20 protein-coding genes and 1 pseudogene are annotated in these 25,886 nt (G+C 60.2%); 13 read left to right on the top strand and 8 right to left on the bottom strand.

The window, feature by feature from the left end; translation table 11 throughout:
- Nucleotides 1-50: 50 nt before the first annotated feature.
- Nucleotides 51-2,642, bottom strand: a complete 2,592-nt coding sequence (locus BZ163_RS23345) for a glycosyltransferase (RefSeq protein WP_128872770.1) — start codon at nucleotides 2,640-2,642, stop codon at nucleotides 51-53.
- 276 nt (nucleotides 2,643-2,918) lie between these two features.
- Between BZ163_RS23345 and tcdA the strand changes: the two genes are divergently transcribed.
- Nucleotides 2,919-3,731, top strand: a complete 813-nt coding sequence (gene tcdA / locus BZ163_RS23350) for a tRNA cyclic N6-threonylcarbamoyladenosine(37) synthase TcdA (RefSeq protein WP_168187397.1) — start codon at nucleotides 2,919-2,921, stop codon at nucleotides 3,729-3,731.
- A 132-nt stretch (nucleotides 3,732-3,863) separates the two neighbouring features.
- Here the strand turns inward: tcdA and BZ163_RS23355 are convergent, their stop codons facing one another.
- The 4 genes from BZ163_RS23355 to BZ163_RS23370 form a co-directional block, all read right to left on the bottom strand.
- Entirely contained in the window at nucleotides 3,864-4,268 is a 405-nt protein-coding gene (locus BZ163_RS23355; protein ID WP_128872771.1) for a SufE family protein, read from the bottom strand.
- On the bottom strand, nucleotides 4,265-5,470 hold the full coding sequence (locus BZ163_RS23360; RefSeq protein ID WP_128872772.1) for an aminotransferase class V-fold PLP-dependent enzyme: 1,206 nt from the start codon (nucleotides 5,468-5,470) through the stop codon (nucleotides 4,265-4,267). Before BZ163_RS23360 ends, BZ163_RS23355 begins: the two co-directional genes overlap by 4 nt.
- A gap of 178 nt (nucleotides 5,471-5,648) precedes the next feature.
- Nucleotides 5,649-6,683, bottom strand: a complete 1,035-nt coding sequence (gene dapD, locus BZ163_RS23365; RefSeq protein WP_128872773.1) for a 2,3,4,5-tetrahydropyridine-2,6-dicarboxylate N-succinyltransferase — start codon at nucleotides 6,681-6,683, stop codon at nucleotides 5,649-5,651.
- Nucleotides 6,684-6,716: 33 nt separating this feature from the next.
- Nucleotides 6,717-7,079 carry an ArsC family reductase gene (locus tag BZ163_RS23370; RefSeq protein ID WP_064676097.1) on the bottom strand — a complete coding sequence of 121 codons (363 nt, stop codon included), beginning with the start codon at nucleotides 7,077-7,079 and terminating at the stop codon, nucleotides 6,717-6,719.
- Nucleotides 7,080-7,347: 268 nt separating this feature from the next.
- On the opposite strand from BZ163_RS23370, the gene BZ163_RS23375 reads away from it, so the two are divergent.
- Nucleotides 7,348-8,979, top strand: a complete 1,632-nt coding sequence (locus BZ163_RS23375) for a Na+/H+ antiporter (RefSeq protein WP_128872774.1) — start codon at nucleotides 7,348-7,350, stop codon at nucleotides 8,977-8,979.
- 45 nt (nucleotides 8,980-9,024) lie between these two features.
- Here the strand turns inward: BZ163_RS23375 and dapC are convergent, their stop codons facing one another.
- The 3 genes from dapC to map all read right to left on the bottom strand — a co-directional run bounded on the left by dapC (nucleotide 9,025) and on the right by map (nucleotide 13,898).
- Nucleotides 9,025-10,221, bottom strand: coding sequence for a succinyldiaminopimelate transaminase (dapC, locus tag BZ163_RS23380; RefSeq protein ID WP_128872775.1), 1,197 nt, complete (start codon nucleotides 10,219-10,221; stop codon nucleotides 9,025-9,027).
- 144 nt (nucleotides 10,222-10,365) lie between these two features.
- The gene (locus BZ163_RS23385) at nucleotides 10,366-13,068 is read right to left on the bottom strand and encodes a [protein-PII] uridylyltransferase (protein ID WP_128872776.1); all 2,703 of its coding nucleotides are present in this window, start codon (nucleotides 13,066-13,068) and stop codon (nucleotides 10,366-10,368) included.
- Between the two features lie 47 nt (nucleotides 13,069-13,115).
- Nucleotides 13,116-13,898: a type I methionyl aminopeptidase gene (gene map / locus BZ163_RS23390; protein WP_128872777.1), complete on the bottom strand. Its 783-nt coding sequence runs from the start codon at nucleotides 13,896-13,898 to the stop codon at nucleotides 13,116-13,118.
- 374 nt (nucleotides 13,899-14,272) lie between these two features.
- Here map and rpsB point away from each other — a divergent pair, with 374 nt between their 5' ends.
- The 11 genes and pseudogenes from rpsB to lpxD all read left to right on the top strand — a co-directional run bounded on the left by rpsB (nucleotide 14,273) and on the right by lpxD (nucleotide 25,812).
- Nucleotides 14,273-15,010, top strand: coding sequence for a 30S ribosomal protein S2 (rpsB, locus tag BZ163_RS23395; RefSeq protein ID WP_007907989.1), 738 nt, complete (start codon nucleotides 14,273-14,275; stop codon nucleotides 15,008-15,010).
- Between the two features lie 203 nt (nucleotides 15,011-15,213).
- Nucleotides 15,214-16,077, top strand: a complete 864-nt coding sequence (tsf, locus tag BZ163_RS23400; protein ID WP_128872778.1) for a translation elongation factor Ts — start codon at nucleotides 15,214-15,216, stop codon at nucleotides 16,075-16,077.
- Between the two features lie 210 nt (nucleotides 16,078-16,287).
- Nucleotides 16,288-17,031: a UMP kinase gene (gene pyrH / locus BZ163_RS23405; protein WP_003172271.1), complete on the top strand. Its 744-nt coding sequence runs from the start codon at nucleotides 16,288-16,290 to the stop codon at nucleotides 17,029-17,031.
- Nucleotides 17,028-17,585 (top strand): ribosome recycling factor, encoded by a 558-nt coding sequence (frr, locus tag BZ163_RS23410; protein WP_007907979.1) that lies wholly within the window; start codon nucleotides 17,028-17,030, stop codon nucleotides 17,583-17,585. Before pyrH ends, frr begins: the two co-directional genes overlap by 4 nt.
- Nucleotides 17,586-17,598: 13 nt before the next feature.
- Entirely contained in the window at nucleotides 17,599-18,354 is a 756-nt protein-coding gene (uppS, locus tag BZ163_RS23415; RefSeq protein WP_128872779.1) for a polyprenyl diphosphate synthase, read from the top strand.
- Nucleotides 18,354-19,160: a phosphatidate cytidylyltransferase gene (locus BZ163_RS23420; protein WP_128872780.1), complete on the top strand. Its 807-nt coding sequence runs from the start codon at nucleotides 18,354-18,356 to the stop codon at nucleotides 19,158-19,160. The genes uppS and BZ163_RS23420 overlap by 1 nt, the downstream gene beginning before the upstream one ends.
- A complete protein-coding gene (gene ispC / locus BZ163_RS23425; RefSeq protein WP_128872781.1) occupies nucleotides 19,157-20,347 on the top strand; it encodes a 1-deoxy-D-xylulose-5-phosphate reductoisomerase in 1,191 nt (396 codons plus the stop codon). Before BZ163_RS23420 ends, ispC begins: the two co-directional genes overlap by 4 nt.
- A gap of 53 nt (nucleotides 20,348-20,400) precedes the next feature.
- Nucleotides 20,401-21,753, top strand: a complete 1,353-nt coding sequence (gene rseP / locus BZ163_RS23430; protein WP_128872782.1) for a sigma E protease regulator RseP — start codon at nucleotides 20,401-20,403, stop codon at nucleotides 21,751-21,753.
- 74 nt (nucleotides 21,754-21,827) lie between these two features.
- Nucleotides 21,828-24,203: an outer membrane protein assembly factor BamA gene (gene bamA, locus BZ163_RS23435; RefSeq protein WP_128872783.1), complete on the top strand. Its 2,376-nt coding sequence runs from the start codon at nucleotides 21,828-21,830 to the stop codon at nucleotides 24,201-24,203.
- Nucleotides 24,204-24,248: 45 nt separating this feature from the next.
- Nucleotides 24,249-24,752 (top strand): OmpH family outer membrane protein, encoded by a 504-nt coding sequence (locus tag BZ163_RS23440; protein ID WP_010462812.1) that lies wholly within the window; start codon nucleotides 24,249-24,251, stop codon nucleotides 24,750-24,752.
- A 3-nt stretch (nucleotides 24,753-24,755) separates the two neighbouring features.
- Nucleotides 24,756-25,812 (top strand): annotated as a pseudogene (gene lpxD, locus BZ163_RS23445) (UDP-3-O-(3-hydroxymyristoyl)glucosamine N-acyltransferase).
- Nucleotides 25,813-25,886 lie beyond the last annotated feature (74 nt).

Here is a 25,886-nt window from a genome sequence, read left to right on the forward strand (position 1 = left end):
TTAAAGCAAAACGGCAGCCATTGGCCGCCGTTTAGTGCATCCGCAGCGATTTAGACCGCTGGTAGCGGCTCGGCTTCGACCGAAGGTTTCGGCAGCGAAGACAGGAACGCCATGATCAGCGCCGCCAGGTAGGGCAGCGACTGCACCAGCAGCATGGTCACCCAGAAGCGCATGTCGTTGCTCGGCATGCCGTTCACCAGGAAGATCCCCAGCGCCGCACCCCACAACAGCAGCATGATGAACACTTCTTCCCGCGCCTCGGAGATGGCCACCCAGAAACCGTGGTTATCGGCGTTTTTCGGGGTGCGGAAGAACGGAATGCTGCTGGTGAAGAAGCCGTACAACACAGCCTTGGCGATGGTGTGCGACAACGCCAGCCCGGCCAGTGCCGCGCAGAAGGCATCCTTGAGGTTGACCCCCACCGCACGACGGTAGAGGAAGATGATCTTGCCGACCTTGAACACAAACAGCGCCAATGGCGGGATCGCGAAAATCAACAATGGCGGATCGACCCGTTGCGGCACGATGATCATCGCCGCCGACCACAACAGCGCACCGACGGTGAAGAAGATGTTCATGCCGTCCGCCACCCACGGCAACCAGCCCGCGAGGAAGTGGTAACGCTGGCCACGGGTCAGTTCGGTGTCCTTGCCGCGCAACAGGCTGGCGGTGTGACGCTTGATGATCTGAATCGCGCCATAGGCCCAGCGGAATCGCTGTTTCTTGAAGTCGATAAAGGTATCGGGCATCAGGCCTTTGCCGTAGCTGGTGTGGTAATACGCCGCCGACAGGCCTTTTTCGAACACGCGCAGGCCCAGCTCGGCGTCTTCACAGATGCACCAGTCGGCCCAGCCGAGCTCCTCGAGCACCGAGCGCCGGGTCATGGTCATGGTGCCGTGCTGGATGATCGCGTCACGGTCGTTGCGAGTGACCATGCCGATGTGGAAGAAACCTTTGTATTCCGCGTAGCAGAGCTTCTTGAAGGTGCTTTCGTTCTGGTCGCGGTAATCCTGTGGCGACTGCACCACGGCGATTTTCGGATCGGCGAAGTGCGGCACCATGTGCTTGAGCCAGTTCGGATCGACGCAGTAGTCCGAGTCGATCACCGCAATCACTTCGGCATCCTTGGCGGTGTGCGGAATCAGGTAATTGAGCGCGCCGCCCTTGAAACCGGCCAGCGGCGCGACATGGAAGAACTTGAAGCGCGGGCCGAGGGTTTCGCAGTAATCGCGCACCGGTTCCCAGACCGCCGGGTCCTTGGTGTTGTTGTCGATGATCAGGACTTCGAAGTCCGGGTAATCGAGGTTGGCCAGGGCGTTGAGGGTCTGTTTGACCATCTCCGGCGGCTCGTTGTAGCAAGGGACGTGAATCGACACTTTCGGTCGGTAGTCCGAATCCCCCACCACCGGCAGGAATTCGCGCCGACGCTTGTGGGTCCAGACCGCTTCGGCCAGTTCGTGGGCCTCGGTCAGCAGCACGATAAACACCCCGAGCGCGCCGAGGCCGAGCAGGAAACCCACCGTCAGGCTGAACCAGGTGCTGTATTGCAGGCTGTAGTCGTAACCGATCCACACCAGTACCGAACCGCAGAGGAACGCGATGAAGGTCAGGAAGGTACGACCGCGTTGGCGCAGGGCCGAGCCGTCGATCATCAACAGGGTCAGGGACAGCAGGGCCAATACCACCGAGCCGACAGCCAGCACCCGCCATTGCGGAATTGCGACGACCGGGCCGTCGAAGTTGAATTTCTGCTGGCGTGCGGCGTTGAACACACCCCAATAAGCGCCTACCGAGCCTTCATCGCTGGCCTTCCAGGGCTGGTCAAACGCTTCGATGACGAAGTAGTTGAAACCCTGGCGGTTGAGCTTGTTGACCAGTGTACGCAGGTAAATCGCCTGGTCTGCCGGTGACGCATCGGCGCCGCCGCGCATACGGCCGTTGCTCGGCCAGCCGACTTCCGACAGCAACAGCGGTTTTTTCGGGAACATTTTTTTCAGGTCGCGGGCGCGGTCGAGCACGAACTGCCCGGCCTGTTCCATCGGCACATGCTCCCAATAAGGCAGGACGTGCGCGGCGATCAGGTCGACGTGCTTGGCCAGGCTGGGGTTTTCTTCCCAGACGTGCCACTGCTCGGAGGTGGTCACCGGCACTTTCACCGCCGCGCGCACGCGATCGAGGATAATGCTGAGCTCCGGGGCGGTAATTTCCTTACGGAAGATCGCCTCGTTGCCTACAACCACCCGGACCACGCTGCGCGAGCTGTTGGCGATTTCGATCGCACGCGTGATCTCGCGCTCGTTACGCTCCTCGTCCGGGCTGATCCAGATGCCGAGGGTGACCCTCAGGCCGAATTCTTCTGCCAGTTTGGGAATGTTTCCCAGGGTGCCATCGACCGAGTACGTACGGATGTTGTCCGTCAGCTTGCTCAGGATCTCCAGATCGCGACGCATTTCATCGTCGGTCGGGTACTGCTCTTTCTGCGGGTACTGGCCTTGCTGGAACGGCGAGTATGAAAACCCGGAGATCTGTTCGGGCCAGTTGGGGGCGGTAACCGGGCGATTGATCAGCGCCCAGAAGCCGGTAAACAAGGCAGCGATGGCGAGCACCACCACCAGATTGAGTCCAAATTTACGCGATGACATAGCTATTTCGGGTTCCAAAGGCAGTGGAACTAAGGACCGGTCGGCGAGCGCCAAGGGGCGCGCATCCTACACCGGGCATCGCCTGAGCGTACAGCTGACAGGGAAATGCCCTACGTTTGGCAATCCAACTCGGCTTAAGTTCTTTCGTTGCCCTTCGTAGGTTGATTCCTGGTTCTGTGTAGCCTGAATGAAGAAATCAAGACGCCGTTCATAGCCCAAAGATGCTCTTGGCCGACTTCGGCCCTATAATGCGCGCCGGTTTTTGGGGTAATGGTCATGAGTACAGAAGATCCGCGGTTTGCTGGCATCGCCCGGTTGTATGGCATCGAGGGCCTGGAGCGCTTGCGCGCGGCCCATGTGGCGATCGTCGGTGTCGGCGGCGTCGGCTCCTGGGCGGCGGAAGCCGTTGCCCGGTGTGGCGTGGGCGAAATTTCGCTGTTCGACCTGGACGATGTCTGTGTCAGCAACGCCAATCGTCAGCTGCATGCGCTGGACAGCACGGTCGGCAAGCCCAAGGTCGAGGTGATGGCCGAGCGCCTGCGCGGGATCAACCCGGACTGCACGGTGCACGCGGTGGCGGATTTCGTCACCCGCGAGACCATGGCCGAGTACATCACGCCGAACATCGACTGCGTGATCGACTGCATCGACAGTGTGAACGCCAAGGCTGCGCTGATCGCCTGGTGCAAGCGGCGCAAGATCCAAATCATCACCACCGGCGGCGCGGGCGGGCAGATCGACCCGACGCTGATCCAGGTGTGCGACCTGAACCGCACGTTCAATGACCCGCTGGCGTCGAAAGTACGCTCGACCCTGCGCCGCGATTACAACTTCTCCCGCACCGTGACCCGTCATTACAGCGTGCCCTGCGTGTTTTCCACCGAACAGCTGCGCTACCCGAAACCGGACGGCAGCATTTGCTTGCAGAAGAGTTTTGTCGGCGATGGCGTGAAGCTGGACTGCGCCGGCGGGTTTGGCGCGGTGATGATGGTGACGGCGACGTTCGGCATGGTCGCGGCGACCAAGGCTGTGGATAAGATTGTGGCTGGGGTGCGGCGGCCGGCGGATCGCGTTAAGCCTGAAGTTTAACTGTTGTGGCTGATGGCCTCTTCGTCGGAACGCCGCCCGGAGCAAGCCCGCTCCCACATTTGATCGGTGTCGGTCACAAAATCCAGGTGCGCCACAAATCCAATGTGGAAGCGGGCTTGCTCGCGAAGGCGATTAGCCCGCCAACTCATTCATCCGCTGGAGCACGGCGTTCAGGCCATTACTGCGCGACGACGACAGCTGGCGGCTCAGCCCCAACTGACTGAACCACTCCGGCAAATCCACCTGCCGCAACTCAGCCGCGGACAACCCATTGACCCGTGCCAGCAACAACGCCACCAACCCGCGAATCAACCGCGCATCGCTGCTCGCGGCGAACTGCCAATGACCATCCTGCAACGCGCCCACCAGCCACACCTGACTTTCACAGCCGTGCACCCGATTGGCATCAACCTTATCCACATCGCTCAACGCAGGCAGACGGTCGCCCCACTGCATCAGCAGCCGCGCCCGCTGTTCCCATCCGGCGGCAGCCTGGAAGGTTTCGAGCGCGGCAACCGCATCGGCCGGCAAGTTCACCGCAACAACTCCAGCGCCTGATCCAGCGCGTCAAAGAACCGCTCCAGGTCTTCGGAGTCGTTGTACAGCGCCAACGACACCCGAATCGCCCCGGCCAGTTCAAAGCTTTTCAACAGCGGCATTGCACAGTGATGGCCCGCACGCACGGCAATCCCTTGTTCCGTCAGCAGATGGGCCAGGTCGGAGTTATGCACACCCTCGACCACAAAACTGACCAGCGCCAACTGCGGCTTGCCCAGCAGGCGGATGCCAGTGCGCGCTTCAAGGCCTTTGAGCAAATAGTCATGCAACGCGGCTTCGTGGGCGGACACGGCTTCCTGATCGAGCCCGGCCAGGTAATCGAGGGTCGCCCCCAGGCCGATCACACTGGCAATCGGCGGAGTACCGGCTTCAAAACCCAGTGGCGCCGGACGAAAGCGGGCGTCGTGATAATTGGCCTCCATCACCATTTCACCGCCAAACTGCCAGTGGCGCAGTTGCTCCAGCGCTTTATCACGCCCGAACAGCACGCCGAGGCCCTCGGGGCCATAGAGCTTATGGCTGGAAAACACATAGAAGTCGCAACCCAGCGCTTGTACGTCATGTCGACCATGAACGACGCCCTGGGCGCCATCGACCACGGTCAATGCGTCATGTGCCTGGGCGATTGCCAACAACGCGGGCAACGGCTGCCAGGCGCCAAGCACGTTGGACAGCTGGCTGACTGCCACCAGGCGAGTTCGTGGATTGATCAACTGCGCAGCGGCATCAAGATCAATCAAGCCACTGGCATCTAGCGGCAGGATCACCAGCTTCAGGTCGCGACGGTGGGCCAGTTGCTGCCACGGCAGCAGATTGGCGTGATGCTCCAGGGCGCTGATGACGATTTCATCGCCCGGATTGAACAGGTGTTCCAGGCCATAGGCCAGGAGATTCAGCGCGGACGTCGCGCCGTGGGTAAAGATGATCTGCCCGCAATCGCCGGCATTGAGCCATTGGGCAACCTTGCGGCGGCTGTCCTCGAACGCCTGGGTGGCGTGGGCGCCGGGCAAGTGTTGCGCCCGATGCACGTTGGCCGCGCCGTTGGCGTAGTAATGCGCCAGGGCATCCAGCAGGGCTTGGGGTTTTTGCGTGGTGGCGGCGTTGTCCAGATAGGTCTGGTCTTGCCGTTGCAATGCGGCGATGGCCGGAAAATCGGCGCGCCAGGGAGAGGGAATCATCATGGTGTTCGGCCCTGATAAACATGGGCGGGGGTACGCCTGACCCTGTGTAGGAGCGAGCTTGCTCGCGAAAAACCCATGGACGACACGTGCTGGCTGGTGCCGCGCGTTATCGTTAACGTCCATCGCGAGCGAGCTCGCTCCTACAGAGGTGATCGTGTGACGCTGCCAGCAGCGCTGCTTAGTTGTGAGCGTGCAGCGCTTCGTTCAGTTCGATGGCCGATTTGTGGGTTTTGCATTCCACGGCACCGGTCTGCGAATTGCGGCGGAACAGCAGGTCCGATTGGCCGGCCAGTTCACGGGCTTTCACCACTTTAACCAGCGCGTTGTGCTCGTCCAGCAAAGCCACCTTGGTCCCGGCGGTGATGTACAGGCCCGATTCAACGGTGTTGCGGTCGCCCAACGGAATACCGATACCGGCGTTGGCGCCGATCAGGCAGCCTTCGCCGACCTTGATCACGATGTTACCGCCGCCCGACAGGGTGCCCATGGTCGAGCAACCGCCGCCCAGGTCCGAGCCCTTGCCGACGAATACGCCCGCGGAAACACGGCCTTCGATCATGCCCGGGCCTTCGGTGCCGGCGTTGAAGTTGACGAAACCTTCGTGCATCACGGTGGTGCCTTCGCCGACATAGGCGCCCAGGCGCAGACGTGCCGCATCAGCGATCCGCACACCGGCCGGAACCACGTAGTCGGTCATTTTCGGGAACTTGTCCACCGAGAACACTTCCAGCAGCTCGCCACGCAGGCGGGCTTCCAGTTGACGCTCGGCCAGTTCGGCCAGGTCGATGGCGCCCTGGCTGGTCCACGCCACGTTCGGCAGCAACGGGAAAATCCCGGTGAGGTTCAAACCGTGCGGCTTGACCAGGCGATGGGACAGCAAGTGCAGCTTGAGATAAGCCTCAGGCGTGGAAGACAGTGGCGCATCTTCGGCCAGAACGGTGGCGACCAGCGGCTTGTGGCTTTCGGCCAGACGGGTGAGCAGGGCGGCCTGGACAGCGTCGACGCCTTTGAGCGCGTCGGCCAGTTGCGAAGCCTGAGCGAGGGTGAAGGTGATGGCCTGGTTGCCTTCGGTGTAGCCCAGAATGGGCGCAACGGCGGCGACCAGTTCGGCCGACGGGTTGAGCAGTGGCTGCGCGTAAAACACTTCCAGCCATGCGCCTTGACGGTTTTGAGTGCCGACACCAAAGGCCAGGCTGAACAGGGTAGTGGACATGTAAATACCTCTAACAAAATTGAACGGGCTGCCTTACTTGAGTGCTGCCGCGTAGATATCTGGCTTGAAGCCAATCAGGGTTCGGTCACCGAGATCGAGCACCGGGCGCTTGATCATCGAAGGTTGTGCGAGCATCAGTTCGATGGCTTTGCGCTGGTCGAGATCGGCTTTGCGTTCGTCGTCGAGCTTGCGAAAGGTCGTGCCTGCACGGTTCAACACCACTTGCCAGCCGTGCTCGTCGCACCATTGGGTCAGGTGTTCACGGTCGATTCCGGCCGTTTTGTAATCATGGAAGTCATAGCTGACAGCGTGTTCATCAAGCCAGGTGCGCGCCTTTTTCATGGTGTCGCAGGCTTTGATGCCGAAAAGGTGCAACGTTTTACTTGAAACGGTCAAGGAATTGCCCCCTTTGCAGGTGCTGGAAATTAAAGGTGGAGGATTATGCCATGGAAGCGCAAACCCTGTGGGAGCGAGCTTGCTCGCGATAGCGGAGGGCCTGTCGACATAGATGCTGAATGTTATGCCGCAATCGCGCGCAAGCTCGCTCCCACAAGGGAATACGCTGCTTCGTGAACCCGGTGCTACATAGGTACAAGGGTCAGGGATCCGACCAAGCAGCTAATATGCCACTTCAATACTGTCGATTTTTCGGGAACCACGCTTTATGCAAACCGCCTACACCGTCCTGATCCTGTTGATGCTGGTCAGCGTTTCACGCCTTGTCGGACGGGTGATTCCGTTACCGTTGCCACTGGTGCAAATCGCCGCGGGTGCCTTGTTGGCCTGGCCGACCCTCGGGCTGCATGTGGCGCTGGATCCCGAATTGTTTCTTTTTCTGTTCCTGCCGCCGCTGCTGTTTTCCGACGGTTGGCGCATGCCCAAGCGAGAGTTGTGGCGTTTGCGCGGACCGATCCTGACCCTGGCCGTCGGCCTGGTGCTGTTCACCGTGGTCGGTGCCGGCTATTTCATTCATTGGTTATTGCCGAGTGTTCCGCTGCCGGTGGCGTTTGCCCTGGCGGCGGTGTTGTCGCCGACGGATGCCGTGGCGGTGTCGGCGATTGCCCAGAACCGCTTGCCGACGCCCCTGATGCATATGCTGCAGGGCGAAGCGCTGATGAACGATGCCTCGGGCCTTGTGACCTTCAAGTTTGCCTTGGCGGCGGCGGTGACGGGCGTGTTCTCGCTGGCCAACGCCAGTGTGACCTTTGTCCTGGTCGCGGTCGGCGGCCTGGCGGTCGGGGTGGCGCTGAGCTGGCTGGTGGGGCGCTTGCGGTCCTGGATGATCGCCCGTGGCTGGGATGACCCGGCGACGCACGTGGTGTTCATGTTGCTGCTGCCGTTTGCGGCGTATGTGCTGGCCGAGCGACTGGGTGCATCGGGCATCCTGTCGGCGGTGGCGGCGGGGATGATGCAGAGCTGGCTCGATCTGCTGCCGCGCCAGACCAGTACCCGCCTGCTCAATCGCAGCGTCTGGTCGTTGCTGGAGTTTGCCTTCAATGGCCTGATCTTCCTGCTACTGGGCCTTCAATTGCCGGACATCATCAAGGCTGTGGCCAGCCATGAAACCTCGTTGTGGCCGACATTGCTCTACCGCTGCCTGGACGTGGTGGCGATTTTCCTGGTGCTGCTGGTGTTGCGGTTTATCTGGGTGCAGAGCATCTGGCGCTTGTCGGTTCTGCTACGACGCTGGCGCGGCAAGGGTGCAATGACCCAGGTGCCGACGGCGCGCTCGTGCTGGTTGCTGACGGTTGGCGGCGTGCGCGGTGCGGTGACGCTGGCGGGTGTGATGTCTGTGCCGCTGTTGATGGGGGCCGAGGCCTTTCCTGAGCGGGATCTACTGATTTTCATCGCGGCCGGGGTGATCTTGCTGTCGCTGATTGCGGCGTGTATCGCTTTGCCGCTGTTGCTGCGCGGTATCGAGAAAAGCCCGGACGACAAGCGTCGCAATGAAGTGCGCGACGCCTGGCGCAAAACTGCCGAGGCCGCCATCCATGCGCTCGAAGCCGAAGAAGCCAATCCCCAGGATGCGGCGCAGGCCGCGCTGGCGGTAGAACTCAAGGCGCGGATCATGTCCGAGTATCGGCATCAGCTGGAGGCGTTCAACGATTCGGCGGAAGCCCAGGCGCTGGCGTTTCAGATGGATTTGCTTGAGCGGCGGCTACGCTTGAAGGCGCTGCGGGCGCAACGCCTTGAACTGTATAGCCTGAGCCGTCAGCACCAGATTGGCGATGACGTATTGCGGGAGGTGCTGGCTGACCTGGACTTGAGCGAAGCCAACCTCGGCCAGGTGAAATGACCCCTGGATTTTGTAGGAGCGTATTCGGTAGGGCAGGCTTCTTTCTTACCGGCGCTGGATAAAGGCGCGGATCCGCTCTGCGGCTTCAACACATTCGGCCAGCGGCGCAACCAGCGCCATGCGCACTCGTCCGGCACCCGGATTGGTCCCCTCGACGTCGCGGGACAGATAGGAACCCGGCACCACGGTCACGTGTTCTTCAACGAACAGATCACGGCAGAATGCCTCGTCATCGCCTGCAACGTTCGGCCACAAATAGAAGCCGCCGTCCGGGCGCTGTACATCCATCACCGGGCTGAGGATCTCAAGTACCGCGTCATATTTCTCGCGATACAGCGCGCGGTTGGCGCGCACATGCACTTCATCATTCCAGGCGGCGACGCTGGCCAGTTGGGTCTGAACCGGCATCGCGCAGCCGTGGTAGGTGCGATACAGCAGGAAGCCCTTGAGAATGTCGGCGTCACCGGCGACGAAGCCCGAACGCAGGCCCGGCAGGTTGGAGCGCTTGGACAGGCTGTGGAACACCACGCAACGCTTGAAATCCTTGCGGCCCAGTTCCACACAGGCGCTGAGCAGACCGGCCGGCGGGGTCTGTTCGTCGAAGTACAGTTCGCTGTAGCACTCGTCCGCGGCGATCACGAAGTCGTGTTCGTCGGCCAGGGCGATCAGTTTTTTCAGGGTCTCGACCGGAATCAGCGCACCGGTGGGGTTGCCCGGCGAGCACAGGAACAGGATCTGGCAACGTTTCCAGATGTCCGGGGAGACGGCATCGAAATCCGGGTTGAAGCCGTTTTCATCCAGGCACGGCAAGTAGTGCGGCTTGGCCCCGGCGAGGAACGCCGCGCCTTCGTAGATCTGATAGAAAGGATTCGGGCTGACCACCAGGGCGTCGTCGCCACGGTTGACCACGGTCTGGGTGAAGGCAAACAGCGCTTCACGGGTGCCATTGACCGGTAGCACGTTGCGCGCCGGGTCGAGCCAGCCGCTCGGGACGCCGAAGCGGCGCTCGCACCAGGCCGCGATGGCCTCACGCAGGGCGGGGATGCCCAGGGTGGTCGGGTAGACGGCCATTTGATCCAGGTTGCTGGCCAGGGCTTCGGCGACAAAGCTCGGCGAACGGTGCTTCGGCTCGCCGATGGACAGCGCGACAGGGCGCTTGTCAGGGTTTGGCGTGACGCTGCCGAGCAGGGCGCGGAGCTTCTCGAACGGGTAGGGCTGCAACTGGTTCAGAGCGTTGTTCATCGGTAGATCTCGTTCGGTTTGGGCAAACCCCCTGTAGGAGCTGGCTTGCCAGCGAAGCGGTGGGTCAGTCGACACATTCATCGCCTGAGCGGACGTCTTCGCCGGCAAGCCAGCGCCTACACAGTGGGCAGGCAATTTGTTGATTCAGATACTCAAGCGCGACAGTTTGATTTCGGATTCCTGGTTGACCGTCAGCTGTTCGACGATCGCATCCTGCAAACGGCTGCACAGCAACGGGTCGGACAACGGCTGGTTGTTCGCATCGGTGATGAAGAACACGTCCTCCACGCGCTCGCCCAGGGTGGCGATCTTGGCGTTCTGCAGCGACAGGTCGAATTCCAGGAATATCGTGCCGATCCGAGCGAGCAAGCCCGGGCGATCCGGGGCGCTGAGCTCCAGCACGGTGACCGGACGCTGGGCGTCGTTGTGGATCGTCACCTGCGGCGCAAACGCGAAATGCTTGAGCTGGCGCGGCACCCGACGCTGAATGATGGTCGGGTAGTCGTCCGGATTGCGCAGGGCTTCGGTCAGGCCGTCACGGATCTGTTTGACTCGCGCCGGATTATCGCCGATCGAGTCGCCGTCGGTATCGAGCACGATGTAGGTGTCGAGGGTGAACTGGCTGCTGGAGGTGATGACCCGGGCGTCGTGGATGTTCAGGTTGAGCTGGTCCATCGCGGCCACGGTCACGGCGAAGAAGTCGTGCTGGTCCGGGGCGTAGATGAAGATCTGCGTGCCGCCCTCGAACTCGCGCTGGGTGGTTTCCTTGATCAGCACCAGTGGCCCGCCGTCGGCCGGCTGCTGGAGGATCGCATCACTGTGCCAGGCCACATCGCCGGCGGTGTGCCGCAGGAAGTAGTCGTCGCCCAGTTGCGACCAGAGTTGCTCGACGTCGTCCGGATCGGTGCCGCCGCGCACCAGGATGTCCAGGGCGGCGCTCTGGGTCTGGCGGATCTGTTCTTCGCGGTCCACCGGGTTTTCCAGGCCACGGCGCAAGGCCCGCTTGGTCTCGGTGTAGAGCTGGCGCAACAGGCTGGCGCGCCAGGAGTTCCATAGCGTCGGGTTGGTTGCGTTGATGTCGGCGACGGTCAGTACATACAGATAATCGAGGTGGGTTTCGTCGCCGACGGTCTGCGCGAAATCGTGGATCACCTGCGGGTCGGACAAATCCTTGCGCTGGGCGGTGGTCGACATCACCAGATGATTCTGCACCAGCCAGACGATCAGGCGGCTGTCCCAGGCCGGCAGCTGATGGCGCTGGCAAAAGGCTTCGGCATCCACCGCGCCGATTTCCGAATGGTCGCCATGCCGGCCCTTGCCGATGTCGTGGTACAGCCCGGCCAGGTAGATCAGCTCCGGCTTGGGCAGCTTGCCCATGAGCTTGCTGGCCAACGGGAATTTTTCCGACACCTGGGTGTACTGCAACTTACGCAGGTGCTTGATCAGGTTCAGGGTGTGGGCGTCGACCGTATAGATGTGAAACAGGTCGTGCTGCATCTGCCCGACAATGAATCCGAACTCCGGCAGATAGCGGCCGAGGATGCCGTAGCGGTTCATCCGGCGCAGGTTGCGATGGATGCCGATCTTGCACTTGAACAGTTCGATGAACAGGCTGGTGTTGCGAATGTCGTTGCGAAAATCGTCGTCGATCAGGTGCCGGTGTTCGCGCAGCAGGCGAATGGTGTCGGCGCGTACGCCCTTGATTTCCGGTTGCTGCGCCATCAGCACGAAGATTTCGAGCATGGCGAAAGGCGTACGACGGAATACGTTGTCGTTGCGCGCCTCGATATAACCGTCGTGCAGCTGGAATCGCGAGTTGATCGGTTGCGGCGGCGTCTGGTCTTGCGGCGCGAGAATGACTTCTTCGAAGTGCTGGATGATCAGGTCGCTGAGCTGGGCAATGCTCATGACCACCCGGTAATACTGCTGCATGAAGTTTTCGATGGCTTGCTTGGCGTCATCGCCCTGGAAGCCCAGCAGCCCGGCAATGGTGCGCTGGTGATCGAACAGCAAGCGGTCTTCGGAGCGGCCGGCGAGCATGTGCAACGCGTAACGAACCTTCCACAGGAATTCCTGGGAGGAGGCCAGCAGGGCATTTTCGCTCTCGACCAGGAAACCTTCCCCGGCCAGCGCCCGCAGGTTCAGGGTGCCGTATTCGCGACGGGCCACCCACAGGATGGTCTGGATGTCCCGCAGGCCGCCGGGCGAACCTTTGACGTTGGGTTCCAGGTTGTATTCGGTGTCGTTGTACTTGTGGTGCCGGGCCTTTTGCTCGGCGCGCTTGGCCAGGAAGAAGTCTTTGCTCGGCCACATGTGCGCGGTGCTGGTAACGTCCAGCATGCGCTGGCGCAGGCGCTCGGGGCCGCAAATGGTGCGGCTTTCCATCAGGTTGGTGACGACCGTCAGGTCGGCGCGGGCCTCAATGGCACACTCGTCGACCGAGCGCACGCTCTGACCGACTTCCAGGCCGATGTCCCACAGCAGCGTCAGAAAACGCTCGATGGAATCCCGGAAAATCTCATGATCGGCGCTGTCCAGCAGGATCAGCAGGTCGATATCGGAAAAGGGGTGCAGCTCACCACGACCGTAGCCGCCGACCGCGACCAGCGCGATGTCGGCGTCTTCGCTCCAGTCGAACTGTTCCCAGGCCTTTTGCAGGATGTTATCGACGAACCAGGCGCGATCCTCGATCAGCCGGCGAATCTCCCGGCCGCCGCGAAAGCGCCCGTCGAGCACCTCGCGGGCCTGGCGGATCGCCTTCTTGAAGGCCGCGATCGGGCTTGCCTTCAGGGCCAGTTCCGCCTGGAACTGGCCTCGGTCGAAGAGTTCTGGATCCACCTGCGGCATCGATTGGCTTTCCTGTCTATAAAAGGCTGGGACCTGCGCGCTCTGGATCAGGCCGAAACGCGCGGGATGGTGTCGTCGGCGCGCAAGGTGAAGATTTCGTAACCGGTTTCGGTCACCAGCAAGGTGTGTTCCCACTGCGCCGACAGCTTGCGGTCCTTGGTGATCGCGGTCCAGCCGTCGCCCAGCACCTTGGTGTCGGCCTTGCCCTGGTTGATCATCGGCTCGATGGTGAAGGTCATGCCAGCCTTGAGTTCCATGCCGGTGCCGGCACGGCCGTAGTGCAGGATCTGCGGTTCTTCATGGAAGACCTTGCCGATGCCGTGGCCACAGAACTCGCGGACCACCGAGAAACCATTCTTTTCAGCGTGTTTCTGGATGATTTCACCGATGTCGCCCAGGCGGCAGCCGGGCTTGACGATTTCGATGGCCTTGTACATGCATTCCTGGGTCACCTGCGACAGGCGCTCGGCCCAGACCGGCACGGTGCCGACGTGGAACATGCGGCTGGTATCGCCGTGAAAGCCATCCTTGATCACGGTGACGTCGATGTTCAGGGTGTCGCCATCCTTCAACGGTTTTTCGTTGGGGATGCCGTGGCAGACCACGTGGTTGATCGAGGTGCAGATCGACTTCGGGTAGCCCTTGTAATTGAGCGGGGCAGGGATGGCCTTCTGCTCGTTGACGATGTAGTCGTGGCAGATGCGGTCCAGCTCTTCGGTGGTGATGCCCGGTTTGACATGTTCGGCAATCATTTCCAGCACATCGGCGGCCAGTTTGCCGGCGACACGCATTTTGGCGATGTCCTCCGGGGTTTTGAGGGTGACGGTCATACAGGCTCTCTCTGCGCTCGATGGCGCTTGCTAAAACAAAATGGGCATTGCGCGATCGATGCCGCGGCCCTGAAAAACCCGATTCTATCAGACGAACAGGGCAAATCTGAGCCTCTGTGCGTCGCTTCTCTCTTATAGCAGGGTGCATTCCTGGCGAATTGCAGGGTGCGCCAGAAAAGCCTCGGTCAGGAATTCAGAATCCGGGTTCCGTTTTTTTGCGCCTTGTGGTATAAAATGCGCCGCTTTCCGGGGATCCCCTGGGAAGCCTAAATCCACACACGTGTCGACACGATGACCTGGGTGCCTGAAGCGTAATGCTGCTGGTTGGTCATTGGGATACGTGGAGGCCAAACCCGACTTATTAAGGAACTATCATGTCCCAAGTCAACATGCGCGATATGCTGAAGGCCGGTGTGCACTTCGGTCACCAGACCCGTTACTGGAACCCGAAAATGGGTAAATACATTTTCGGCGCGCGTAACAAGATCCACATCATCAACCTTGAAAAAACCCTGCCAATGTTCAACGAAGCTCTGACTTTCGTAGAGCGTCTGGCCCAGGGCAAAAACAAGATTCTGTTCGTCGGCACCAAGCGTTCCGCTGGCAAGATCGTTGCTGAAGAAGCAGCACGTTGCGGTTCGCCGTACGTCGATCACCGCTGGTTGGGCGGCATGCTGACCAACTTCAAAACCATCCGTGCTTCCATCAAGCGTCTGCGTGACCTTGAAGTGCAAGCCGAAGACGGTACTTTCGCCAAGCTGACCAAGAAAGAAGCGCTGATGCGCACTCGCGATCTTGAGAAGCTCGATCGTTCCCTGGGTGGTATCAAGGACATGGGCGGTCTGCCAGACGCTCTGTTCGTTATCGACGTTGATCACGAGCGCATCGCGATCACCGAAGCCAACAAGCTGGGCATCCCGGTTATCGGCGTAGTCGATACCAACAGCAGCCCGGAAGGCGTTGACTACATCATCCCAGGCAACGATGACGCAATCCGCGCTATCCAGCTGTACATGGGTTCGATGGCTGACGCAGTCATCCGTGGTCGCAACCACGTTGCTGGCGGTACCGAGCAGTTCGTTGAAGAAGCTCCGGCAGCTGCAGCTGAGTAATTGACGCCTTGGCGTTGACTCAGTAAGCAAAAAGGGGGCTTGGCCCCCTTTTTGCCACCTCGAAAACCGTTTGTCGGCGCCCACATGTGGCAGCGCAACATAGCGACTGTAACGTGCAGCGGCCTACAACGGAGATTCGGGAAGAATTGATCGCCCGTTTGATCGGGTGGAATGGTTGAAAACCTATCCAAGAGGATTTTGAAATGGCAGAGATTACTGCAGCGTTGGTCAAAGAACTGCGTGAGCGTACCGGCGAAGGCATGATGGATTGCAAAAAGGCCTTGACCAAGGCCGGCGGCGACATCGAAAAAGCCATTGATGACATGCGTGCTTCCGGCGCCATCAAGGCTGCCAAAAAAGCTGGCAACGTTGCCGCTGAAGGCGCGATCGCTCTTAAAGAAGACGGTAAATCCGCCGTTCTGCTGGAAGTGAACTCGCAGACCGACTTCCTGGCTCTGCAGGACGACTTCAAGGCATTTGTTGCTGCAAGCGTTGAAAAAGCGTTTGCTGACAAGCTGACCGATGTCGCTCCGCTGATCGAAGCTCAAGAAGCCGATCGTCTGGTTCTGGTCGGCAAGGTTGGCGAAAACGTCAACATCCGTCGCCTGGCACGCGTTGAAGGTGATGTTGTCGGTGGCTACCTGCACGGCAACAAGATCGGTGTTGCGGTTGTTCTGAAGGGCGGCAGCGTTGAGCTGGCCAAGGACATCGCTATGCACGTAGCAGCCACCAACCCTGAATTCCTGCTGCCATCGGAAGTTTCCGCTGAAGCGGTCGAGCGTGAGAAGGGCGTGTTCCTGACCCTGAACGCCGACAAGATCGCTGGCAAGCCAGAAAACATCGTTGAAAACATGGTCAAAGGCCGTATCAGCAAGTTCCTGGCTGAAGCGAGCCTGGTTGAGCAGGCGTTCGTCAAGAACCCTGAAATCAAGGTTGGTGAACTGGCGAAGAAAGCCGGTGCCGAAATCGTTTCTTTCACCTACTTCAAAGTAGGCGAAGGCATCGAGAAGCCGGTCGACAACTTCGCTGAAGAAGTTGCTGCCCAGCTGGCCGCCGCCAAGCAATAAGACAGTCCTCAACTGTCGCCCTGAAGAGGCTGCCCGCTCACGCGCGCAGCCTCTTTTCAGATGGGGTACCCAATTTTAATTGGTTTCCCCCTGGAACTGGCTTACAAAGCCATGTTCCGATGGCGCTGAAGCAGCGTCACGCTAGAGTGAACGCCGGCTGTAAACAGCGGGCAAAGAATTTTTTAAAATACGCCGCAGGAGAGATTCGCAATGGCTCAGCAGGGCAGTGGTTATCAGGCTCGCTATAAACGCATTCTACTCAAGCTTAGCGGCGAGGCCCTGATGGGCTCGGAAGAGTTCGGGATCGATCCGAAAGTTCTGGATCGCATGGCGCTGGAAGTCGGCCAGCTGGTCGGCATCGGTGTTCAGGTCGGTCTGGTGATCGGTGGTGGTAACCTGTTCCGCGGTGCGGCGCTGAGCGCGGCCGGCATGGATCGGGTCACTGGCGACCACATGGGCATGCTGGCCACTGTGATGAATGCCTTGGCCATGCGTGATGCGCTGGAGCGTGCCAATATCTCCGCCATCGTGATGTCGGCCATTTCCATGGTTGGTGTGACCGATCACTATGATCGCCGCAAAGCCATGCGCCACCTGAACGCCAAGGAGGTTGTGATTTTCGCGGCGGGTACGGGTAACCCGTTCTTCACCACGGATTCGGCAGCCTGCCTGCGTGCAATCGAAATCGATGCCGATGTGGTGCTCAAGGCAACCAAGGTCGATGGCGTCTACACTGCGGACCCATTCAAGGACCCGCATGCCGAGAAGTTCGATCATCTGACGTACGATGAAGTGCTGGATCGCAAGCTGGGCGTGATGGACCTGACGGCCATTTGCCTGTGCCGCGACCACAAGATGCCGTTGCGCGTATTTAACATGAACAAGCCCGGCGCCCTGCTGAACATCGTGCATGGCGGCGCTGAAGGGACCCTGATCGAGGAAGGCCAACAATGATCAACGAAATCAAGAAAGACGCTCAAGAGCGCATGAAAAAATCCGTGGAATCGCTGGCGCACAACTTCGGCCGTATTCGTACCGGCCAGGCGCACCCAAGCATTCTTGAAGGCGTGATGGTGCCGTATTACGGTTCCGACACCCCGATCAAGCAAGTGGCGAACATCACCGTCAAGGACGCCCGTACCCTGCAAGTCGTTGCCTTTGAGCGCAACATGCTGGGTGCTGTCGACAAAGCCATCGGTAGCGCAGGTCTGAACCTCAACCCGACCAACCTGGGTGAGTTGCTGCTGATCTCCATGCCGGCCCTGACCGAAGAAACCCGCAAGGGCTTCACCAAGCAGGCGCGCGATGTCGCTGAAGACGCTCGTGTTGCCGTGCGCAACATCCGTCGTGATGCGAATAGCCAGCTCAAGGATCTGGTCAAGGAAAAAGAAATCAGCGAAGACGAAGAGCGTCGCGCCACTGGCGAGATCGATGATCTGACCAAAAAGTACGTGGCTGAAATCGACGCGAATCTGGCGCAGAAAGAAAAAGACCTGATGGCCGTATAAGGGTCGCGTTGTCATGGATAAGATCAAGCAGAGTGCGCCGACCGCGGTGCCGCGCCATGTCGCGATCATCATGGATGGTAATAATCGCTGGGCGAAAAAACGCTTTATGCCGGGTGTCGCCGGTCATAAAGCGGGGGTGGATGCCGTTCGGGCAGTGATCGAGGTCTGTGCCGAGGCCAAGGTCGAGGTATTGACGCTGTTTGCCTTCTCCAGTGAGAACTGGCAGCGTCCGGCCGCCGAGGTCAGTGCCTTGATGGACCTGTTCTTCAGGGCGCTGCGGCGTGAAGCCAAGCGCCTGAACGAGAACAACATCAGTTTGCGCATCATTGGCGACCGTTCGCGTTTTCACCCAGAGTTGCAGGCTGCCATGCGTGAGGCCGAGGCCATGACGGTGGGCGCCAATCGCTTCATCCTGCAGATCGCCGCCAACTACGGCGGTCAGTGGGATATCGCGCAAGCCGCGCAACGTCTGGCGCGGGAAGTTCAGGCCGGGCATCTGCAGCCGGAAGACATTACCCCGGAACTGTTGCAAACCTGTCTGGTCACCGGTGACCTGCCGTTGCCGGACTTGTGCATCCGTACCGGTGGCGAGCATCGCATCAGTAACTTCCTGCTGTGGCAACTGGCTTACGCCGAGTTGTACTTCTCCGACCTGTTCTGGCCGGACTTCAAACACGATGCCATGCGTAACGCGCTGGCCGATTACGCTTCTCGCCAGCGCCGCTTCGGTAAAACGAGCGAGCAGGTCGAGGCTGGAGCCCGGGTTTAATGCTTAAACAACGAATCATCACCGCACTGATCCTGCTACCGATTGCGTTGTGCGGGTTTTTCCTGCTTGAAGGCAGCGGTTTTGCCCTGTTCATCGGGCTGGTCGTGACCCTCGGAGCCTGGGAATGGGCACGCCTGGCGGGCTTCACCGAGCAGCCGATCCGCGTCGCCTATGCGGCGGTGGTCGCATTGATGCTGTTTATCATGCATATCCTGCCCGGGCTGGCACCGTGGGTGTTGGGCGCTTCGGTGCTCTGGTGGGGGGTTGCGACCTGGCTGGTCCTGACTTACCCGCGCTCCAGCGAACATTGGGCCAGCGCTGCCTGCAAGCTGGTGATCGGTCTGCTGATTTTGTTGCCGGCCTGGCAAGGTCTGGTCCAGATCAAGCAGGAGCCCCTGGGTAACTGGCTGATCATGGCGGTGATGGTGCTGGTCTGGGGCGCCGATATCGGGGCTTACTTTTCCGGTCGAGCGTTCGGCAAGCGCAAGCTGGCCCCCCAGGTCAGTCCCGGCAAAAGCTGGGAAGGCGTGTATGGCGGGTTGGCGGCGAGCCTGGTGATCACGGCAATCGTCGGGATCGTTCGCGACTGGAGTGTCGCCCAGATGCTGATCGGTCTGATCTGCGCCGCCGTGATCGTGTTTATCTCGGTGGTGGGTGACCTCACCGAAAGCATGTTCAAGCGTCAATCCGGGATCAAGGACAGCAGCAACCTGCTGCCGGGTCACGGCGGGGTGCTCGATCGCATCGACAGTCTTACGGCGGCGATTCCAGTGTTTGCCGTATTGCTGTGGATGGCCGCACCGTGAGCCGCCCACAGCAGATTACCGTACTGGGGGCGACCGGTTCGATCGGTTTGAGCACGCTCGACGTCATTGCGCGTCATCCTGAGCGTTATCAGGTGTTCGCCTTGAGCGGCTTCACCCGCCTGAGTGAGCTGCGGGCGCTATGCGTGCGTCATGCGCCGCGGTTTGCCGTGGTGCCCGAGGCGAGCGCTGCCCGAGGCTTGCAGGACGACTTGCACGCGGCGGGCCTGTCGACCCGTGTGCTGGTGGGGGAGGAGGGGTTGTGCCAGGTGGCGGCCGATCCTGAAGTGGATGCCGTGATGGCCGCTATCGTCGGTGCGGCGGGCTTGCGTCCGACCCTGGCGGCCGTCGAAGCCGGCAAGAAAATCCTCCTGGCCAACAAAGAAGCGCTGGTGATGTCCGGCGCGCTGTTCATGCAGGCCGTGCGTAAAAGCGGTTCGGTGCTGTTGCCGATCGACAGTGAGCACAACGCGATTTTCCAGTGCATGCCAGGGGATTTTGCCCGTGGCCTGGGGGCCGTCGGCGTGCGTCGGATTTTGCTGACAGCTTCGGGTGGTCCGTTCCGACAGACACCTATGGCTGAGTTGGTGCATGTCACCCCCGATCAGGCGTGTGCCCATCCGAACTGGTCCATGGGGCGCAAGATCTCGGTGGATTCGGCCAGCATGATGAACAAGGGGCTCGAATTGATCGAGGCCTGCTGGCTGTTCGATGCCAAGCCATCCCAGGTCGAGGTGGTGATTCACCCGCAGAGCGTGATTCATTCGCTGGTCGATTACATCGACGGTTCGGTATTGGCCCAGCTGGGCAATCCGGACATGCGTACGCCCATCGCCAATGCGCTGGCCTGGCCGGAGCGGATCGACTCGGGCGTGCCGCCGCTGGATCTGTTTGCCATCGCGCGTCTGGATTTCCAGGCACCCGATGAACATCGCTTCCCTTGCCTGCGCCTTGCGCGTCAGGCGGCCGAAGCGGGTAACAGTGCGCCGGCCATGCTCAATGCGGCGAATGAAGTGGCGGTCGCGGCCTTTCTCGATGGACGGGTTCGTTACCCGGAAATCGCGAGTATCATCGAGGAAGTGTTGAATCTCGAGCCGGTGGTTGCGGTGGACGATCTCGACGCGGTGTTTACGGCGGACACCAAGGCCCGTGTGCTGGCCGGGCAATGGTTGAGTCGTCACGGGCGGTAAGTGCTGCAATACGTTGGCCCATGCAGCAACGAACAGGATTGCGGAGAAAGTAGATGAGCGCGCTCTATATGATTGTCGGCACCCTGGTAGCGCTGGGCGTGCTGGTCACCTTCCACGAATTCGGCCATTTCTGGGTCGCGCGTCGCTGTGGGGTCAAAGTGCTGCGCTTTTCCGTGGGCTTCGGCATGCCATTGCTGCGCTGGCACGACAAGCAAGGCACCGAATTCGTGATCGCCGCCATCCCGCTGGGCGGCTATGTGAAGATGCTCGACGAGCGCGAAGGCGAAGTGCCTGTCGAGCAGATCGAGCAATCCTTCAATCGCAAATCGGTCCGTCAACGCATCGCTATCGTCGCGGCCGGCCCGATTGCCAACTTTCTGCTGGCGATGGTCTTTTTCTGGGTGCTCGCGATGCTTGGCAGCGAGCAGGTGCGACCGGTCATCGGTGCCGTCGAGTCCGGCAGTATCGCCGCCAAGGCCGGCCTGAGCGCCGGTCAGGAAATCATTGCCATCGATGGCGAGCCCACGTCCGGCTGGGCGGCGGTGAATCTGCAGCTGGTGCGTCGTCTGGGTGAAAGCGGTGCCCTGCAGTTGCTGGTTCGCGATCAGGGCTCCACGGCCGAATCGCCTCGTGAGCTGGTGCTGGACAAATGGCTCAAGGGTGCCGATGAACCGGACCCGATTCGCTCGCTGGGCATTCGCCCCTGGCGTCCGGCCCTGCCACCGGTGCTGGCCGAACTCGATCCAAAAGGCCCGGCCCAGGCTGCCGGCCTGAAGACCGGCGATCGATTGATCGCCCTGGATGGCAAGGCATTGGACGACTGGCAGCAGGTGGTCGATACCGTCCGCCTGCGCCCCGATAGCAAAATCATCCTGCGCATCGAGCGCGACGCGGCTCAACTCGACATCCCGGTGACGCTGGCCGCGCGTGGTGAGAAGAAGGCGCCCAGTGGTTATCTGGGGGCGGGGGTGAAGGCAGTCGACTGGCCGCCGGAGATGATTCGCGAGGTCAGTTACGGTCCCGTGGCAGCGATCGGGGAGGGTGCTCGACGCACCTGGACCATGAGTGTGCTGACCCTCGATTCGCTGAAGAAAATGTTGTTCGGCGAGCTCTCGGTAAAAAACTTGAGTGGACCGATAACCATTGCTAAAGTGGCGGGCGCTTCTGCCCAGTCGGGTGTCGCTGATTTCCTGAATTTCCTTGCTTATCTGAGTATTAGCCTGGGGGTTCTGAATTTGTTGCCCATTCCTGTACTGGATGGGGGGCATCTGTTGTTTTATCTGATCGAGTGGGTGCGTGGTCGCCCCTTGTCGGATCGGGTGCAGGGTTGGGGGATACAGATCGGTATCAGTTTGGTGGTCGGGGTGATGTTGCTTGCTCTGGTCAATGATCTGGGTCGACTGTAACGCTTCGCTGAATTGCGAATCTGCCGCATTTTGCGGCAGTTTGTTTATTGCCAGTTGGAATAAGAAAGGACTTCATGAAACGTCTGCTGCTAACTGCGGTTCTCACCGTATTGATGATCGCCGAAGTTCACGCCGAGTCCTTCACCATCTCTGATATTCGCGTCAATGGCCTCCAGCGGGTCTCCGCGGGGAGTGTCTTTGGTGCCTTGCCGTTGAACGTCGGTGAAAAGGCGGACGATCGTCGCCTGGTGGAATCCACTCGTGCGCTGTTCAAAACCGGTTTCTTTCAGGATATCCAGTTGGGTCGCGACGGCAACGTCCTGGTCATCACGGTCGTCGAGCGCCCCTCGGTCGCCAGTATCGAGATCGAGGGCAACAAAGCGATCTCCACTGAAGACCTGATGAAGGGCCTCAAACAATCCGGTCTGGCCGAAGGCGAGATCTTCCAGCGCGCCACCCTCGAAGGTGTGCGTAACGAACTGCAGCGCCAGTACGTCGCTCAGGGTCGCTACTCGGCCACTGTCGACACCGAAGTGGTGCCGCAGCCGCGTAACCGCGTTGCGCTGAAGGTCAACATCAACGAAGGCACCGTCGCCGCTATCCAGCACATCAACGTGGTGGGTAACACGGTCTTCGCCGACGAAGACCTGATCGACCTGTTCGAACTCAAGACCAGCAACTGGTTGTCGTTCTTCAAGAACGACGACAAGTACGCTCGTGAAAAACTGTCCGGTGACCTCGAGCGCCTGCGTTCCTACTACCTGGACCGTGGCTATATCAACATGGATATCGCTTCGACCCAGGTGTCCATCACCCCGGACAAGAAACACGTCTATATCACCGTCAACGTCAACGAAGGCGAGAAGTACACCGTTCGTGACGTCAAGCTGAGCGGCGACCTGAAAGTCCCTGAAGACCAGATCAAATCCCTGTTGCTGGTGCAGAAAGGCCAGGTGTTCTCGCGCAAGCTGATGACCACCACCTCGGAACTGATCACCCGCCGCCTCGGTAACGAGGGTTACACCTTCGCCAACGTCAACGGCGTGCCTCAGCCTCACGAAGACGACCACACGGTAGACATCACGTTCGCCGTCGATCCGGGCAAGCGCGCCTACGTCAACCGTATCAACTTCCGTGGCAACACCAAGTCGGAAGACGAAGTGCTGCGCCGCGAAATGCGTCAGATGGAAGGCGGCTGGGCTTCGACCTACCTGATCGACCAATCCAAGACCCGTCTTGAGCGCCTGGGCTTCTTCAAGGAAGTCAACGTCGAAACGCCGGCCGTGCCGGGCGTCGACGACCAGGTCGATGTGAACTACAGCGTTGAAGAACAGGCTTCCGGTTCGATTACCGCCAGTGTCGGTTTCGCCCAGAGCGCCGGTCTGATCCTCGGTGGTTCGATCACCCAGAACAACTTCCTGGGGACCGGTAACAAGGTCAGCGTCGGTTTGACCCGCAGCGAATACCAGAGCCGTTATAACTTCGGTTATGTCGACCCGTACTGGACTGCCGATGGCGTGAGCCTGGGTTACAACGCGTTCTATCGCACCACTGACTACGACGATCTCGACGTCGACGTTGCCAGCTACGCCGTTGACAGCTTGGGTGCTGGCGTGAGCGTCGGCTACCCGATCAGCGAAACGTCGCGCCTGACCTTCGGCCTGACGGCGCAACAAGACAAGATCAAGACGGGCGTCTACACCGTTGACGAGATCTTCGACTTCGTGAACAAGGAAGGCGACAACTACCTGAACTTCAAGGCCTCGGCCGGCTGGTCCGAATCCACCCTGAACAAGGGCGTACTCGCTACCCGTGGCCGTTCCCAGAGCCTGGTGCTGGAAACCACCACCCCTGGCAGCGACCTGTCGTTCTTCAAGCTCGATTACCGTGGCCAGCTGTTCCAGCCATTGAGCGAGAACTACACCATGCGCCTGCACACCGAATTGGGTTATGGCGACGGTTACGGTTCGACCGATGGCTTGCCATTCTATGAAAACTACTATGCTGGTGGTTTCAACTCGGTGCGTGGCTTCAAGGACAGTACGTTGGGTCCACGCAGTACGCCTAGCCGTGGTACAAACCCGGGTACATTGGCCGATCCGGACCAGGATCCGCTGCCGTTTGGTGGCAACGTCCTGATCCAGGGCGGTGTGGAGCTTCTGTTCCCGCTGCCGTTCGTCAAGGATCAACGTTCCCTGCGTACGTCGGTATTCTGGGATGTGGGTAACGTCTTCGACTCGAAATGCGAAGACACCACCAACGCAAACGGTTCGTCGTCCAATACCAAGTGCAACGATATCAGTCTGAGCAACATGGCCAGTTCCGTCGGTGTCGGCGTGACCTGGGTCACCGCACTGGGTCCTCTGAGCTTCGCGTTGGCCATGCCGGTCAAGAAACCGGATGACGCTGAGACTCAAGTGTTCCAATTCTCCCTCGGCCAGACGTTCTAAGCGTCTGACCCAAGATAACGACAATGGATTTTGTAGGAGTGCATCGTGCGTAAGTTGACTCAATTGGTTCTCCTGGCGACCGTACTGGTAGCAGGTCCGGCTTTTGCCGACATGAAAATCGCCGTTCTGAACTATCAGATGGCGCTGCTGGAATCCGACGCGGCCAAGAAATACGCCGTGGATGCGGAGAAAAAATTCGGTCCTCAGCTGTCCAAGCTCAAGACCCTGGAAAGCAGTGCCAAGGGCATCCAGGATCGTCTGATGGCGGGCGGCGACAAGATGCAGCAAGGCGAGCGTGAGCGCCTGGAACTCGAGTTCAAGCAAAAGGCCCGTGACTTCCAGTTCCAGTCCAAGGAGCTGAACGAAGCCAAGGCTGTTGCCGACCGTGAAATGCTGAAGCAGCTCAAGCCGAAACTGGACAGCGCTGTGGAAGAAGTCATCAAGAAAGGTGCTTTTGACCTGGTCTTCGAGCGTGGCGCAGTGATTGATGTCAAGCCTCAGTACGACATCACTCGCCAGGTTATCGAGCGCATGAATCAGCTGAAGTAATCCATGACAGCGACCATAAAACTCGGCCAGTTGGCCGAGTTCCTCGACGCCACCCTGCGTGGCGACGCGGAGAAGGAAATTACTGGGCTAGCCACTTTGCAAGAGGCTGGCCCAGCTCAGTTGAGCTTTCTGGCAAATCCTCAATACCGCAAATACCTGGCTGACAGCCGGGCCGCAGCCGTGTTGCTGAAGGCCGCTGACGCGGAAGGTTTCGTCGGTGATGCACTGGTGGTGGCCGATCCGTACCTGGCCTACGCCCGTATTTCCCACCTGTTCGATCCCAAGCCCAAAGCGCTAGCCGGGGTTCACCCGACGGCGGTCGTGGCGGCGGATGCGGTGGTCGATCCGGCGGCGAGCATCGGGGCCTTTGCCGTGATCGAAAGCGCAGCCCGCATTGCCGCTGGCGTGACCGTCGGCGCCCATTGCTTTGTCGGTGCCCGCAGCGAGATTGGCGAGGGTGGTTGGCTGGCCCCCGCGCGTCACGCTGTATCACGACGTGCGCATCGGCAAGCGGGTGGTGATCCAGTCCGGTGCCGTGCTTGGTGGTGAAGGTTTCGGTTTCGCCAACGAGAAAGGTGTCTGGCAGAAAATCGCCCAGGTCGGTGGAGTGCTGGTCGGCGATGATGTAGAGATCGGCGTGAATACCGCTGTCGATCGCGGTGCATTGGCCGATACTGTCATCGGCAATGGCGTCAAGCTCGACAATCAGATTCAGATCGCCCACAACGTCCAGATTGGTGATCACACCGCCATGGCAGCGTGCGTGGGGATCTCCGGCAGCAGCAAAATCGGCAAGCATTGCATGCTCGCCGGTGGCGTCGGGCTGGTGGGGCATATCGAAATCTGCGACAACGTTTTCATCACCGGGATGACCATGGTGACCCACTCGATTACCGAGCCGGGTTCCTATTCTTCCGGTACGGCCATGCAGCCGGCTGCCGAATGGCGCAAAAGCGCGGCACGCCTGCGTCAGCTCGATGACATCGCGCGACGGCTGCGACAGCTGGAAAAGCGAGTAGGGGAAGTGACCCCTGACGATAATGCTTCATCAGATGGCTGATACCATTTCCATATCAAGTGTGCACAGCCGCTAGTCGGCCTCCTTGATTTGCTAGAGGAATGCGCGTCAGTCGC

This window comes from Pseudomonas sp. VI4.1, from assembly GCF_002029345.1.
In the GTDB taxonomy this organism is placed as follows: Bacteria; Pseudomonadota; Gammaproteobacteria; order Pseudomonadales; family Pseudomonadaceae; genus Aquipseudomonas.

What these genes read in the sequence shown, in the direction of transcription:
- BZ163_RS23345 (WP_128872770.1), bottom strand. Translation starts at nt 2,642, where the DNA reads ATGTCATCGCGTAAATTTGGACTCAATCTGGTGGTGGTGCTCGCCATC.
- tcdA (WP_168187397.1), top strand. Translation starts at nt 2,919, where the DNA reads ATGAGTACAGAAGATCCGCGGTTTGCTGGCATCGCCCGGTTGTATGGC.
- BZ163_RS23360 (WP_128872772.1), bottom strand. Translation starts at nt 5,470, where the DNA reads ATGATGATTCCCTCTCCCTGGCGCGCCGATTTTCCGGCCATCGCCGCA.
- dapD (WP_128872773.1), bottom strand. Translation starts at nt 6,683, where the DNA reads ATGTCCACTACCCTGTTCAGCCTGGCCTTTGGTGTCGGCACTCAAAAC.
- BZ163_RS23375 (WP_128872774.1), top strand. Translation starts at nt 7,348, where the DNA reads ATGCAAACCGCCTACACCGTCCTGATCCTGTTGATGCTGGTCAGCGTT.
- dapC (WP_128872775.1), bottom strand. Translation starts at nt 10,221, where the DNA reads ATGAACAACGCTCTGAACCAGTTGCAGCCCTACCCGTTCGAGAAGCTC.
- BZ163_RS23385 (WP_128872776.1), bottom strand. Translation starts at nt 13,068, where the DNA reads ATGCCGCAGGTGGATCCAGAACTCTTCGACCGAGGCCAGTTCCAGGCG.
- map (WP_128872777.1), bottom strand. Translation starts at nt 13,898, where the DNA reads ATGACCGTCACCCTCAAAACCCCGGAGGACATCGCCAAAATGCGTGTC.
- rpsB (WP_007907989.1), top strand. Translation starts at nt 14,273, where the DNA reads ATGTCCCAAGTCAACATGCGCGATATGCTGAAGGCCGGTGTGCACTTC.
- tsf (WP_128872778.1), top strand. Translation starts at nt 15,214, where the DNA reads ATGGCAGAGATTACTGCAGCGTTGGTCAAAGAACTGCGTGAGCGTACC.
- pyrH (WP_003172271.1), top strand. Translation starts at nt 16,288, where the DNA reads ATGGCTCAGCAGGGCAGTGGTTATCAGGCTCGCTATAAACGCATTCTA.
- frr (WP_007907979.1), top strand. Translation starts at nt 17,028, where the DNA reads ATGATCAACGAAATCAAGAAAGACGCTCAAGAGCGCATGAAAAAATCC.
- uppS (WP_128872779.1), top strand. Translation starts at nt 17,599, where the DNA reads ATGGATAAGATCAAGCAGAGTGCGCCGACCGCGGTGCCGCGCCATGTC.
- BZ163_RS23420 (WP_128872780.1), top strand. Translation starts at nt 18,354, where the DNA reads ATGCTTAAACAACGAATCATCACCGCACTGATCCTGCTACCGATTGCG.
- rseP (WP_128872782.1), top strand. Translation starts at nt 20,401, where the DNA reads ATGAGCGCGCTCTATATGATTGTCGGCACCCTGGTAGCGCTGGGCGTG.
- bamA (WP_128872783.1), top strand. Translation starts at nt 21,828, where the DNA reads ATGAAACGTCTGCTGCTAACTGCGGTTCTCACCGTATTGATGATCGCC.